Annotated in this window: 14 protein-coding genes; 8 read left to right on the top strand and 6 right to left on the bottom strand. The window is 70.4% G+C overall.

The genetic code is table 11. The annotated features are described in order from the left end of the window. The first annotated feature begins 33 nt into the window (after nt 1–33). Nucleotides 34–903 carry an amidohydrolase family protein gene (locus ABD235_RS19505; RefSeq protein WP_344175959.1) on the top strand — a complete coding sequence of 290 codons (870 nt, stop codon included), beginning with the start codon at nt 34–36 and terminating at the stop codon, nt 901–903. Here ABD235_RS19505 and ABD235_RS19510 read toward each other — a convergent pair. Continuing rightward, nucleotides 883–1674 (bottom strand): epoxide hydrolase N-terminal domain-containing protein, encoded by a 792-nt coding sequence (locus tag ABD235_RS19510; RefSeq protein ID WP_344175960.1) that lies wholly within the window; start codon nt 1672–1674, stop codon nt 883–885. The genes ABD235_RS19505 and ABD235_RS19510 overlap by 21 nt on opposite strands. Before the next feature lie 280 nt (nt 1675–1954). On the opposite strand from ABD235_RS19510, the gene ABD235_RS19515 reads away from it, so the two are divergent. After that, nucleotides 1955–3769 (top strand): glycoside hydrolase family 2 protein, encoded by a 1815-nt coding sequence (locus ABD235_RS19515; protein WP_344175962.1) that lies wholly within the window; start codon nt 1955–1957, stop codon nt 3767–3769. Here ABD235_RS19515 and ABD235_RS19520 read toward each other — a convergent pair whose 3' ends face one another. After that, nucleotides 3770–4906 carry a YeiH family protein gene (locus ABD235_RS19520; RefSeq protein ID WP_344175964.1) on the bottom strand — a complete coding sequence of 379 codons (1137 nt, stop codon included), beginning with the start codon at nt 4904–4906 and terminating at the stop codon, nt 3770–3772. It lies immediately after the preceding gene. Between the two features lie 70 nt (nt 4907–4976). Here ABD235_RS19520 and ABD235_RS19525 point away from each other — a divergent pair, with 70 nt between their 5' ends. Then, complete coding sequence (locus ABD235_RS19525) at nt 4977–5780, top strand: GntR family transcriptional regulator (protein ID WP_344175966.1); 804 nt, start codon at nt 4977–4979, stop codon at nt 5778–5780. Between the two features lie 52 nt (nt 5781–5832). Here the strand turns inward: ABD235_RS19525 and ABD235_RS19530 are convergent, their stop codons facing one another. Next, complete coding sequence (locus ABD235_RS19530) at nt 5833–6759, bottom strand: MBL fold metallo-hydrolase (RefSeq protein WP_344175968.1); 927 nt, start codon at nt 6757–6759, stop codon at nt 5833–5835. A 117-nt stretch (nt 6760–6876) separates the two neighbouring features. On the opposite strand from ABD235_RS19530, the gene ABD235_RS19535 reads away from it, so the two are divergent. Both ABD235_RS19535 and ABD235_RS19540 read left to right on the top strand, forming a co-directional pair. Then, nucleotides 6877–7749 carry a LysR family transcriptional regulator gene (locus ABD235_RS19535; protein ID WP_344175970.1) on the top strand — a complete coding sequence of 291 codons (873 nt, stop codon included), beginning with the start codon at nt 6877–6879 and terminating at the stop codon, nt 7747–7749. After that, nucleotides 7746–8666 carry a serine hydrolase gene (locus ABD235_RS19540; RefSeq protein WP_344175972.1) on the top strand — a complete coding sequence of 307 codons (921 nt, stop codon included), beginning with the start codon at nt 7746–7748 and terminating at the stop codon, nt 8664–8666. The genes ABD235_RS19535 and ABD235_RS19540 overlap by 4 nt, the downstream gene beginning before the upstream one ends. Here ABD235_RS19540 and ABD235_RS19545 read toward each other — a convergent pair. Next, nucleotides 8663–9055, bottom strand: coding sequence for a RidA family protein (locus ABD235_RS19545; protein WP_344175974.1), 393 nt, complete (start codon nt 9053–9055; stop codon nt 8663–8665). The genes ABD235_RS19540 and ABD235_RS19545 overlap by 4 nt on opposite strands. A 77-nt stretch (nt 9056–9132) precedes the next feature. Between ABD235_RS19545 and ABD235_RS19550 the strand changes: the two genes are divergently transcribed. Then, a complete protein-coding gene (locus ABD235_RS19550) occupies nt 9133–9930 on the top strand; it encodes an arylamine N-acetyltransferase family protein (protein WP_344175976.1) in 798 nt (265 codons plus the stop codon). Here ABD235_RS19550 and ABD235_RS19555 read toward each other — a convergent pair. After that, a complete protein-coding gene (locus ABD235_RS19555; protein WP_344175978.1) occupies nt 9920–10525 on the bottom strand; it encodes a flavin reductase family protein in 606 nt (201 codons plus the stop codon). The genes ABD235_RS19550 and ABD235_RS19555 overlap by 11 nt on opposite strands. Before the next feature lie 65 nt (nt 10526–10590). Here ABD235_RS19555 and ABD235_RS19560 point away from each other — a divergent pair, with 65 nt between their 5' ends. Together ABD235_RS19560 and ABD235_RS19565 are read left to right on the top strand one after the other, a co-directional pair. Further along, nucleotides 10591–11295, top strand: coding sequence for an ArsR/SmtB family transcription factor (locus ABD235_RS19560; protein ID WP_344175980.1), 705 nt, complete (start codon nt 10591–10593; stop codon nt 11293–11295). Between the two features lie 63 nt (nt 11296–11358). Then, nucleotides 11359–11598 (top strand): hypothetical protein, encoded by a 240-nt coding sequence (locus ABD235_RS19565; protein WP_344175983.1) that lies wholly within the window; start codon nt 11359–11361, stop codon nt 11596–11598. Between the two features lie 198 nt (nt 11599–11796). Here the strand turns inward: ABD235_RS19565 and ABD235_RS19570 are convergent, their stop codons facing one another. Further along, entirely contained in the window at nt 11797–12471 is a 675-nt protein-coding gene (locus ABD235_RS19570; protein WP_344175986.1) for a GAF and ANTAR domain-containing protein, read from the bottom strand. Nucleotides 12472–12524: the final 53 nt, after the last annotated feature.

Genomic DNA, 12524 nt, shown 5'->3' on the forward strand with positions numbered 1-12524 from the left:
GCTGCAAAGCGTAGGCGTGTCTAGAGTGTTCGGATGCGTGACGACGAGGTGCCCGCCTGGTGGCGGTGGCTGGGGCTCGACGGGCTGGTGGACGTGCACGTCCACTTCCTCCCGGACCAGGTGATGAACGCGGTCTGGGCGTACTTCGACCAGGCCGAGCAGCACTACGGCGTCGCCTGGCCGGTGCAGTACCGGACGCCGGCGGCCGAACGCGTCGAGACGTTGCGGCAGTTGGGCGTACGCCGGTTCTCCGCGCTGGTCTACCCGCACAAGCCCGACATGGCCGCCTGGCTGAACAGCTGGGCCCGGGACTTCGCCGCCCGGACCCTGGGCTGCGTGGCGAGCGGGACCTTCTACCCCGAGGCGGGCGCCGCGGCGTACGTGAAGGAGGCGCTGGAGCTGGGCACCCGGATCTTCAAGGTGCACGTCCAGGTCGGTGACTACGACCCGCGCGACGCGGAGCTGGACGCGGTCTGGGGACAGCTGGCCGAGGCCGGCGTCCCGGTGGTCGTGCACTGCGGGTCAGGACCGATCCCTGGGCGCCACACCGGGCCGGGCCCGATGGGCGAAGTACTGGCCAAGCACCCACGACTGACGGCCGTCATCGCCCACCTGGGCATGCCGGAGTACGCCGAGCACCTGACGCTCGCCGAGACCTACCCGAACGTGCACCTGGACACGACGATGGCGCTGACCCCGTTCACGGAGTCACTGGCGCCGTACCCGCGCGAGCTCCGGCCGCGGATGGCCGCGCTGCAGGACAAGGTCGTGCTCGGCTCGGACTTCCCGAACATCCCGTACGAGTACGCCGTACAGCTGGAAGCCCTGGAGCGGCTGGACCTCGGCGACGACTGGCTGCGCGCGGTCTGCTGGGAGAACGGCCTACGGCTCCTCGACGGGTAGCTGGGAAGCGAACCAGGCCAGCGTGAGCCCGGTGAGCAGCGCGTCCCGGTCGATCTCCAGACTGACCAGCTGCGCGTTCCAGGCGAGCAGTGCGGTGCTCAGCACCAGCGCGGAGATCTGCTGGCCGTCGTTGAACGCGGTGAGGTTCTCGTTGAACCAGCGGACCTCTGCCAGCTCGGCGGCGTCCAGTCCACGCTGTTGCGCGACCGCCTCCGACACCGCCGTGTACGCCGGGGTGGCGCCGAGCCCGTCCCGGTCGTCGCCGACCTGGTACTCGTCGTAGCCGAGCCGGCGCATCAGCTCATCCCAGCCCGCGGCGGCCCGGCTGCTCGGCGAACCGCCTTGCGGCCCGTTCAGCGCGGTCCAGGCGATCGACGGGATGACCAGGTGGTGAGTCCCGGCCACCTCCAGCCGCATGGCCGCGTCCAGCACGTCCATCACGCCACTCGGCCAGGCGTGCGTCAGCAGCGCCGGCCGGGCATCGGGGTGCGCCGACCGCAGGTGCAGGAAGTGGACGAACTGGCCACCGATCTCGGTGGCGTAGTGGTGGTAGGCGCTCAACCGGGCCTCGTGCACGCGCCAGTCGTAGCCGTCGAGCCAGTAGTCGAGCAGCTCGTCGGCGTACGCGGCCGGCACCACCCGGTCCAGACCCGCGGCGATGTACCCGCCGCCGTCGCGGAACGCGCGGAGCCGGTCGTACAGCGCGTCGAGATCGGCCTGCGGCACCCGCAGCCGCAGCTCCCGGACCTCGGCGGTGCGCTCAGTTCCCACCCATCGACCTCTCCCTCTCCCCGCTTCCCACCAGCATGACGCCACGGACCGGCAGTTTGTTGTCCCCGATCCGGACTTGCCTCTTCTGACAAAGAACGAACCGATGCCGAAAGGGTTGCACGAACGGGCTGACAACTTGCTGACAGCTCTCTTCGGGAGCCAACCGTTGACAACGTTGCCCTCCGCGTGCGGTCCACTCCTCGTCCATCCGTTGCCCGGCGTATTTCAACGTTGTAAAGTCGACGCCGACCTGCTCAGCCCATCTCACGGGAGCCTCTCGATGCCCAGCACCCAGCCCCGCCCCGAGCACCCCCGGCCGCAGTTCGTCCGCCCGCACTGGCTGAACCTCAACGGCGAGTGGCAGTTCGAGGCCGACAAGTCCGACTCCGGCCTGGAACGCGGTCTGGCCGAGCGCGAGCTCGAGCGCCGGATCACCGTCCCGTTCGCGCCCGAGTCCGAACTGTCCGGGATCGAGGACGTCGACTACCAGGAGGCCGTCTGGTACCGGACGACCGTCACGATCCCCGCCGACTGGACCGGCAACGACGCCGTCCTGCACTTCCAGGCCGTGGACCACGACGCCACCGTGTGGGTGAACGGCGTCGAGGTCGTCCGGCATCGCGGCGGCTTCACACCGTTCAGCGCCAGCCTGGCCGGCGTCGCCGGGCCCGGCGAGGAGGCGCTGATCGTCGTCCGCGCCCGCGACAGCAAGAGCGGTGCGCAGGCCCGCGGCAAGCAGAGCACGCTCTACTTCAACCGGGACTGCCACTACACCCGGACCACCGGCATCTGGCAGACCGTCTGGCTGGAGGCCGTCCCGTCGGTCCACCTCGGGCGGCCGCGGATCACCCCGGACGTGGCCGGCTCGGCGTTCCACCTGGCCGTCCCGGTGTCGGCGAACAAGCCGGGCTGGAAGGTCCGCGCCGTCCTGTCCGACAGCGACGGCGAGGTGGTCGCGGCCGAGGTGCGCGCCGACCTGGACCTGGCTCCGCGCCTGGTGCTCGCCGTACCGGCTGACCGCGTGCGGCTGTGGGACACCACCGATCCCCACCTGTACGACGTACGGCTTGAGCTGCTGGACGCCGAGGGCGCTGTGGTCGACCAGGCCGCCAGCTACGCCGGACTGCGGTCGGTGTCGATCAACGGCCAGGCCGTACTCATCAACGGCAAGCACGTGTTCCAGCGGCTCGTGCTGGACCAGGGCTACTGGGCGGAGAGCCTGATGACGGCGCCGTCCGAGGAGGCGCTGGTCGCGGACATCGAGCTGAGCCTGGCCGCCGGCTTCAACGGGGCCCGGCTGCACCAGAAGGTGTTCGAGGAGCGGTTCCTGTACCACGCGGACCGTCTCGGCTACCTCGTGTGGGGCGAGTTCGGCGACTGGGGTGCGGGCGTCGGCGACACCAACGACAACAACCAGCAGCCGACGGCGTCGTTCGTGACGCAGTGGCTGGAGGCGGTCGAGCGGGACTACAGCCACCCGTCGATCGTCGGCTGGTGCCCGCTGAACGAGACCCACCAGCTGCTGCACGACCGGATCACCCAGCTGGACGACGTGACCCGGGCGATGTTCCTGGCCACCAAGGCGGCCGACACCAGCCGTCCGGTGCTGGACGCGTCCGGCTACTCCCACCGGGTGCCGGAGACCGACATCTGGGACTCGCACAACTACGAGCAGGACCCGGTCGAGTTCGGCAAGCAGATGGCCGGGCTGGCCGACGGAGCGCCGTACGGGAACACCGGGGGCAGCGACGACCGGCCGATCTCACAGCCCTACAACGGGCAGCCGTACTTCTGCAGCGAGTTCGGTGGGATCTGGTGGAACCCGGAGGCGGTCCAGCTCGCGGGGACCGACCGGGCCGAGTCGTGGGGCTACGGCCAGCGAGTGAAGGACGAGGCGGAGTTCTACGACCGCTTCACCGGGCTGGTCGACGTGCTGCTCGACGACCCGCGGATGTTCGGCTACTGCTACACGCAGCTGACCGACGTCTTCCAGGAGGAGAACGGCATCTACCGCTTCGACCGCACCAGCAAGCTGGACGTCGAGCGGATCCGCAAGGTGCAGGTCCGGACCGCCGCCTTCGAGCAGCAGGGCTAGCTAGAGCGTCCCGGTCGCCCACTGCAGGCCGAGGCTCCCCAAGCTCACGCTGACCCACAGGATCGCCCCCAGCACGAGCGGCCGGAGCCCGGCCTTGCGCAGTTCGCCGACCCGCAACGACAAGCCGATGGCCACCAGCGCACTGGTGATCAGGAAGGTCCCGACGAGCGCCAGGTCCGCCTGCCGCTCGTCGGGCACCAGCCCGGCCGTGCGCAGCCCGGCGGCCACGAGAAAGCCAACAAGGAAGAGCGGCAACATCCGCCGCCAGGGAAGCTTGGGCCGCGCGCCGGCGACGCCCGCGCCCGCGGCGCCCGCGGCGGCGAAGCCGCTCGCGGTTTCGGGGGCGCCGGCTCCCTCTCCCCCCACCTTCTCCGCCCTGCGCGCATCCCGACGGGATCTGAGGATCACCAGACCGATCACGATCGGGACCAGCATGAGCGAACGCGTGAGCTTGACGACCAACGCGTGATCGCCGGCCTGCTGGCTGAACGCGTAGCCGGCGGCGACCACCGACGACGTGTCGTTGACCGCCGTACCGGCCCACAGGCCGAAGGCCTCCGGGCCCAGTCCCATCAGGTGCCCGAGCGGCGGGAACGCCAGCACGGCGACCACGTTGAACGTGAAGATCGTTGCCAGCGCGTACGCGACCGACGACTTCTTCGCCTCGATCGCCGCCGTCGTCGCCGCGATCGCGGACGCGCCGCAGATCGCCGTACCGACGCCGATCAGGATCTGCGTGTCCCCGCGCATCCCGAGCAACCGGCCGAACAGCCAGGCCCCACCGAGCGCGATCGCCAGCGTCCCGAGCATCACCGGCAGCGATCCGGCGCCGACCCGCGCGACCTGCTGCAGCGACAGCCCGGTGCCCAGCACGACGATCGACACCTGCAGCAGGAACTTCGACGCGAACTCGTACCCCGGCCGCGACCACTCACCCCGCAGTACCGGCACGACCGAGCCGACCACGACGCCCAGCACCAGCCCGAACACCGGCCCACCGACCACCGGTACCAGCCGCCCGAGCGGCACGGCGGCCATCGCGAGCACGAGCACCACCAGCAACCCCGGCAGCCGCTCGACGAAATGAGGTTTCGCCGCCGTCTGTGACGACGCCGGTGACCTAACCTCGATCTGCACGCCGGGACCCCTCGCTCTTAAATGTACGCACATTTAAGCTAAGAGATGACCGGACATTTAGCAAGCCACGGTGACCCACGACTCCGACGGAAAGGCCTCGATGACCGAGCGCAAGCTCAACCGCGGCGGCGGGCGGCCGTTGTGGAAGCAGCTCCAGGAGGAGCTGGTCCGCCGGCTCCGCGCCGGCGAGTTCGACGACGTCTTCCCCGGCGAGCTCGCCCTGGTCGAGGACTACCAGGTCAGCCGGCACACCGTTCGCCAGGCGCTCAGCCAGCTCCGCGCCGACGGCCTGATCGTCGCCGAGCGCGGCCGCCAGCCGCGGGTCGCGACCGCGCCGGAGATCCGCCAGCCGATGGGCGCGCTCTACAGCCTGTTCTCCTCGGTCGAGGCGTCCGGCCTGAACCAGCACAGCGTCGTACGGGCCCTCGACCTCCGCGCCGACGGCGTGATCGCCAGCCGTCTCGGCCTGGAGGCGTCGATCCCGCTCGTCTACCTCGAGCGCGTCCGCTTCGCCGGCGACGAACCGCTCGCGCTCGACCGCGTCTGGCTTCCGGCGGCCGTGGCCGAGAGCCTGCTCGAGGCCGACTTCAGCCACACCAGCCTGTACGCCGAGCTCGCGGCCCGCACCGGCCTCCGGCTCGATCACGGCCGCGAGGACATCCGGGCGGTCAACCCGACCTCGGCCGAGCGAGCCCTGCTGCACTGCCCGGCCGGCGCGGCGGTCTTCTCCATCAACCGCCTGGCCCACGCGCAGGGCCGCCCGCTCGAGTGGCGCCACACCGTCGTACGGGGTGACCGCTTCGCTCTGGCCGCGGAGTTCTCCGCCCACCAGGGCTATCGACTCACTCCCGCGACCGGCAGCAGCCTGGCCTGAGTGGGTTCACGCCGGGCGCGTTGGCCGCTGGAGTGCGCCCGGCGTGAAGCTTCTAGAGAGTGATCGACTCCAGGTGGTCGACCTTCTTGAACTCGGCGCCGGCCGCGAGCACCGACGCCTGGAGCTTCGCCAGACCACCCCAGTCCTTGGCCGGCTGGTCGAGCGGCCTGTCGAAGTCGTCCCAGTGCGTCGCGATCACCAGCGGTACGGGCTTGATGGTCTTCAGCAGCCGGTCCGTCACGCCAGGCTCTCCACCGGGCGCGGCCAGGACCACGTCGACCTCCAGGTCCTTCAGCGCGACCGGGTCGAAGCCGGCCGTGCTGAGGCTGAGGATGCGCAGGCCACCGATCGTCAGCACGTAGGCGAGCGTCCCGCCCTCGACCAGGTCGGCGATGGTCCGCGGCCTGGGCGGTACGACGGCCGGACGCGTTCCAGGGAAGGCGAACTGGTGCCGCGCACCCCCGCACGAGTGCAGCGACCGGAACACCTCCACGGTGAACCCGGTGAACGGCAGGTACTCCCCACCGACCACCTGCGTCAGCTGGTCACCCGGCGCGCGCAGTGCGCGCAGCAGGTTGAGGTGCGTCTCGTTGCCGAGCACCGTCGCCTTGGTACGCCGGGCGATGTACGGGACATCGGGGAGGTGGTCGTAGTGGCCGTGATGCACCAGGATCGCGTCGGCCTTGGTGACGTACTTGTCGATCACGCTGGGCTTGCTGACGATCCGGGTCGTCTCGTCGGCGCCCTCCGGCGCGTAGGTCCCGGTGACGAACCTGGTCAGCCACGGGTCGGTCAGCACGACCGAGTCCCCGGACCGGATCTGCCACGCGTGGTTGCCCCACCAGGTCAACTCGACCGGCTGCCGATCCACTGTTGTCGGCTCGTCCGCGGTGGCTGCTCGCACTCCCGCTGCTGTCCCGGCCGCGCCCACCGCCGCGACCGCGGCTCCTCTGAGCACACCTCTCCGGCTCACCGTCATCCCAGCTCTCCTCACCTCGACGTGGCACCCAGTCAAGGCTCTGCGCCGACGGAATGTCGAATATGCTCTTACACATGATCCGATTGCCTGCACATATCACTCCAGGTCAGCCGGGTCATGCTCACTGAACGACACCTGCAAATCTTCGTCGCGCTCGCCGACGAGCAGCACTTCGGCGACGCCGCCCGGGTCGTCGGCATTACTCAGCCGCCGCTCTCCCAGGGCCTGCGCCGCCTGGAAGCGCTGGTCGGCGCCAAGCTCTTCGAACGCGGCCCCGGCCGAGTCGAGCTCACTGCCGTCGGCGCAGCCCTGCTCCCGTACGCCCGGCGTGCACTGGGCTCGCTGGACGAGTTCCACCACGCAGCAGGTGCTCAGGATCCGGAGGGACCGGAGGTCCGGCTAGGCCTCACTCCTGAGGTCCCGCCTGCCATCGGCGCCGCTGTAGCCGCCGCACTGCCCAGCGGCCGAGTCACAGTCGTCACCGCTCCGACCAGCCAGCTCCTGCCTCAGCTGACGTCCGCCCGCCTGCACCTGGCCGTCGTACTGCATCCCGCGGTGCTGGACGGACTCCAGGCCGGGCCGGTCACCCTCCTGCCGACCGACGCGTTGGTGCCCACCGCTCTGCACCCGGACGACGGCGTACCGCTCAAGCTGCGCGACCTGGACGCGCTGCCGATCGCCGTACGCCCGCGGGCCGAGGCACCGGCTGCCAGAGACCTGGTGCTGGACACACTGGATCTCCACCGCCCAGCCGGAGGCACTGTCGTGGTCACCGACGAGCGCGCTGCCCTGGCGATGGCCGCAGCCGGGCAGGCCATCGTGGTGACACCAGACCGGTCGCTGCATGCCGCAGGCCTTGGCCGCCATCCGATTGTCGACGACCCGCTGCCCGTAAGGCTCCGCCTGGTTTGGCCAAGCGCCCGTACGCCGTCCGCCCTGCTCCCCGACGCCTTGGCGCGCATCGCCGACGCCCTGGCGGTGGCGCCGTGAGCGCCCCTGGTCGCGACGCCGCGAGATCACCGCAGCGCGACTCCGCGGGCAACCAGCTGCGCGCGATCTTCGAGGACGCCGGCGCCCGCGGCTGGTTCCACGCGATGTCCCTCGACCGGCCCGACGAGGCGATCTCCCTCGACGCCGACCACGTCGTACCGATGGCGTCGGTCTACAAGCTCCCGCTCACCATCGCCTTCGCCGAGCTGGTCGACCGCGGCGCGCTGAACGCCCAGGAGCCGATCACCCTCCAGCCCAGCGACCGCACTCCGGGCCCGACCGGGCTCTCGATCTTCAGCGATCCGGTCACCCTGTCCCTGCGCGACCTCGCCGCCTCGACCATGGCACTCTCCGACAACGCCGCCGCCGACGCACTGCTCGAGGTCGTCGGCCTGGATCGCGTCGCCGATCTCCTGCAGCGCGCCGGCCTGACCAGCACCCGAGTCCGCCGAGGCACGGCCGACAACCTCCGCGAGCTGGTACGTCGTACGCGAGCTACCGACGCCGACGCCGCACTCGCCGTACTGGCCGACAACGACACCACCGACCCGTCCGGCGTCTACGAAGCCGCCAACGCCTCGGCGACCACCGCCCGCGACATGACCACCCTGCTCAGCGCGCTCTGGTCCGGCGAGCTCCTCTCCGCGCCGCAGACCGCTTTCGTGCGACGGCTGATGGCGCAACAGGTCTTCACCCAGCGGATCGCGTCCGCGTTCCCCCACGACGCCGTCCGCGTCTACGGCAAGACCGGGACGTTCGGCGCACTCCGCCACGAGGTCGGCATCGTCGAACTCCCCGGCGGCCCGACCGTTGCCGTCGCCGCCCTCACCCGAGCCGCCCGCGCCGACAAACGCCTCCCCCGCGTCGACGCCGCCATCGGCCAGGCCACCCGGTACGCCGTCGACCGCCTCCGCTAGTCGGCGACCACGGCGTACGCCTCGACCTCCAGCACGAGCTCGGGGCGGAACAGCCCGACCACCTGCACCGCCGTACTGGCCGGAGGGTTCGCCGTGTCGACGTACGCATCTCGAGCCACCCGTACGGCGGGCAGCACCCCGATGTCGGTGACGTAGAAGTTCAGCTTCACCACATCGGCAAAGGTGGCGCCCGCTGCCTCCAGGCAAGCGGCCAGGTTCGCGAACACCTGCCGGGCCTGCGCCTCCGGATCGCCGACGCCGACGATCTCCCCGGCGGCGTCCAGCGCGACCTGCCCGGCGATCGCCACCCAGCGGCCGGGGCCGGTGACGACGTGGCTGTAGCCGTTCCCGGCGGCGACGCCTTCGGGCTTCGGGTAAGAAAGACTCACGTGACCTCCTCCAGTCACCGTCATCCTGCCACCGACCCCTTGACCTCAAGTCGACTTGAACCGCTGGGTTGGGCGCCATGACCAACGAGTGGGGCATCGAGCGGCTCGACCTGGCCGCCTACCTGGATCGGATCGGCCAGCCCGCCGGCGACGTTTCGGTGGACACGCTGCAACGGCTGCACGCGGCGCACGTCCGGAGCATCCCGTTCGAGAACGTGGACGTCGTCCTCGGCACGCATCCCGGACTGGAGCTCGACGTCGTCCAGGCCAAGCTCGTCGGGCGGCAACGCGGCGGCTACTGCTACGAGCACGCGCTGCTGTTCGCCGCCGTACTGGAGACTCTCGGCTTCGAGGTCGAACGCCGGGTCGCGCGAGTCCAGCCGAACAAGTCCGGACCGAAGACGCACATGAACCTGCTCGTCCGCGTGAACGGCGAAGAGTGGCTGGCCGACGTCGGGTACGGCGCCGGAATCCTGCACCCGATGCCACTCAAGGACGGCGCGGTCGTCGACCAGGGCGGCTGGGAACACCGGCTGACCGACGACGCCGGCACCTGGACACTGGCGAAGCGGACCGCCGACGGCTGGATCCCGCAGCACGCCTCGACCGACGAGCCGCAGCGCCTGATCGACTACGAGGTCTACCACCACTACGTCGCGACCCATCCGCACTCGCCGTTCTCGACCAAGCTCGTCGTGATGCGCCTGGCCGACGGCGTCAGTCGCCGCGTGGTCGGCACCGAGCTCACCACCGAGTACGCCGACGGCCGGACCGAGCACCGCACGCTGACCGCCGACGATCTCGGTCCGGCGCTGGCCGCGCTCGACGTCGTACTGAACGACGAGGAGCTGGACCGGCTCCTGCTCAAGCGGTAGGTGTCTCGGTCCGGAAGCTCTCGCCCAGCTGCTCGCCGAGACCGAAGTAGTGGCGGAAGTTGTAGACCAACGGCGACCAGGCCCGCGGATCGACGTACGACGTGCCCGGTACGACGATCTCGGCCGCGGCGTGCACCCGGAGCACCTTCGCCTGCACGACCAAGAAGTTGCCGCCAGCATCTAAATCGACGCTGACCGCCGTCGCCTCGAACTGCAGCGGGCACTCGCCGACCCGCGGCGGCGCGACCAGCTCGGACTTCTGCTCGGTCAGCCCGGCGGCCTCGAACTTCCGGGGCTCGTAGCGAAACCTGGCGCGCTTGTGGGGCGGCACGGGATTGCTGCCCGTCAGCGAAGCCAGTCGCTCGACGGCGTCCCACTGCACCGGAGACGGGTAGTTGACGACGAGGTCCGGCCGGCTGCGCAGGTTCGTCCCGGTCCGGCCCTCTTCACCGAGACCGAGGACGACGACGTCGCCGAGCGCCCAGACCGACGACATCGGGGCCAGGTTGAAGGTCCCGTCGCCGTTGTCCGTGGTGAGCAGGGCCACCGGCGTACCGGCGTACAGGATGGAGGGCTCGATGGTGAGATGGGGCATGGCGCCGAACCTAGGTCCGGATCGCTTCGGCCGGGGCCGAACCGACCCCGAGGCACTATGGGTGGATGACGACGACCGAGGGCCAGGAACTGGCCACGTGGGCGCGGATGCTCGCCGACGGCACGCGCGCGACCGTCTGTCTCGCGCTGCTCGACGGCCGCGCGTGGACCGCGACGGAGCTGGCCGAGCTGGCCGGCGTCTCGCGCCCGACGATCAGCGAGCACCTGAACCTGCTGGTCGAGGGCGGCCTGCTCAGCGAAGTACGGCAAGGACGGCACCGGTACGTCGAGTTGGCCGGACCCGAGACCGCGCAGCTGCTGGAAAGCCTGTCGGCGCTGGCTCCTCGTCGTACGGAAATCGCGACCAGCCTCAAAGGCGCGAGCCGTCGGGACGCGTTCGCACGGGCCCGGACCTGCTACGACCACCTGGCCGGCCGGCTCGGCATCGCCGTCATCGACACGATGACCGAACGCGGCCTGCTCGACTGGTCGGACGGCCTCGCGCTGACCCCCGACGGCACGCGCTGGCTGGAAGATCTCGGCATCGCGGTCAAGACCGGAAGCGGCCGCCCGCTCGTCCGGTCCTGCCTCGACGTGACCGAACGCCGTCCGCATCTGGCCGGCGCGGTCGGCTCGGCGCTGTGCCGGCACGCGCTCGACCAGGGCTGGGTCCGCCGGATACCGGGCGGCCGCGCGCTCAAGGTGACCGGATCGCTGACCGAACTGGGCCTTCCTGTCGGTGTGGTGCGAGAACTCGCTTCCAGGGTGTGAGATTCCCGGCGGGGAACACACCTTCGGGAGGCGAGTGTCGGTGAAAGGGCCTAGCCTTCGGCCATGACTGGTTTCGAGCCCGACACCGAACTGGTGTCCCGCCTCCCTCTGCCCAGCCATGTCGTCGTTCAGGTGGACGGTGTGTGGTACCGCGGCTGGCTGATCGGCCGCGAGCACGAGGACGCGGGATGGACCGGGATGGTGCAGTACGAGGGCGACGACGGCGTCGAGCGGACCGAACGGCTACCGGCCGACCGGATCGCTCTGCCGGAGTCGGACCGACCGACTGAGCAAGCGTCGTAGGAGGAACGACCACAGCGAGGCCCCCGAGGAGATCTCCTCGGGGGCCTCGCTGTGTAACGGGTACTTCGGGCGCCTCGTGCGAAAGCGGATCCCGCCCCAGGCCCTTCGGGCGGTTGACCTGGGGCGAGATCCAGCGTTACACCCTCTGTATCGGTGACGACACGGCCGGTGTTACACGCGTCAGCGACTTTTTCTGCGTCAGGACAGCTTGCGGGTCTCGATCAGCCGCTGGGCGACGTCCCGCAGCTTCACGTTGCGGTCCTGGGAGTACCGGCGCAGTACGGCGAACGCCTGCTCGTCGGTCAGGTCGAAGCGTTCCATCAGGATCCCCTGCGCCTGACCGATCAGCTTCCGCGCGTCGATCGCCTGCCACAACGTCGACTCGCTCCGCGCGTTGGCCACCGCGACCGCCGCGTGGTCGGCGAGCACCTGCGCGATCACGTCGTCGTTCGGGCCGAACCGCTCGGCCACGGGGTCGTACAGGTTCAGGACGCCGACCGTCGTGGTCGGGGTCCGGAGCCGGACGCTGAGCACGCTCCGCAGACCGACGCCGGTGACGCCCCCGGACCACCGTGGCCAGCGCAGGTCCCGCGGTACGTCTCCGCTGACCACGCTCTTCTCGTCCTGGACCACGCTGAAGCTCGGCCCCTCGCCGGTCTCGATCTGGACCCGGTCGGCCTCCTCGACCAGCGCGTCGGTCGCGGTCGCCGACTCCAGCCGGCCGCCGCGCAGTACCAGCAGCAGGCTGGCGTGCGTGGTCCCGATCCTGGGCATCACGAACTCCAGGAACCGTTCGGCGGTTTGTTCCACATCGGGCTGCTCGTGCAAGACCTGGGCCATCCGGGCCAGCTCCTGAGCGAACTCGTCGCTCACCGGGCTCCTGCGCCCGACGGTTGGGAGGGTGCTCTCACCGGGGTGTGTCCTCA

This window comes from Kribbella lupini, from assembly GCF_039529595.1.
Classification (GTDB): Bacteria; Actinomycetota; Actinomycetes; order Propionibacteriales; family Kribbellaceae; genus Kribbella; species Kribbella lupini.